This window comes from Mycobacterium sp. 1245499.0 (genome assembly GCF_001673615.1).
GTDB lineage: Bacteria > Actinomycetota > Actinomycetes > Mycobacteriales > Mycobacteriaceae > Mycobacterium > Mycobacterium europaeum_A.
Window position 1 is genome coordinate 1 of record NZ_LZMG01000311.1, and the last position, 549, is coordinate 549.

The window sequence follows — 549 nt, forward strand, 5'->3', positions numbered from 1 at the left end:
ACCCACTCGCCGCGATGCCGAAAACCCGACGCGGTCGAACCGGTGTCCACGGGCACCACCGCGCCCCGTTGCGGCGCAACGCCTTTGGACCTGGCGGTGTAGGCGGCGCGCAAGTCGGTCTGGTCCGGCAGCGGTCCATTGGTCAGCTGGCCCCAGGCGGCGGAGACGGTCGGAAAATATCCCAGCCACGCGTTGATGGTCAGGCCCGCGCTCAACAGACAGAACGATGCCGCGAACACGCACACATTGCGTCGCCACCACCCGGCGCGGCGCCAGCTGGCGACTGCGACCGCGACGGCCGAGCCCGCCAACGTGGTCCACAGCCACATTTGCCATGGCGGCGGTTCGCTGGCCAGCCCGAGGGTGCTGTAGTACCAGTGCGTCGCGGCGCCGGTGACAGCGCCGACCGCCGCGACCAGCGGGACCCGCCGGCTCCACCAGCGCCGCCCCCGCCAGGCGATGGAGTAGGCCAGCGCCGCAACGGGGCGCGGTGGTGCCCGTGGACACCGGTTCGACCGCGTCGGGTTTTCGGCATCGCGGCGAGTGGGT

Annotated in this window: 1 pseudogene; it reads right to left on the reverse strand. The window is 71.8% G+C overall.

What is annotated here, in order from left to right:
- A pseudogene (locus A5646_RS29520) lies at positions 1 to 549 on the reverse strand (hypothetical protein); the annotation flags it as partial.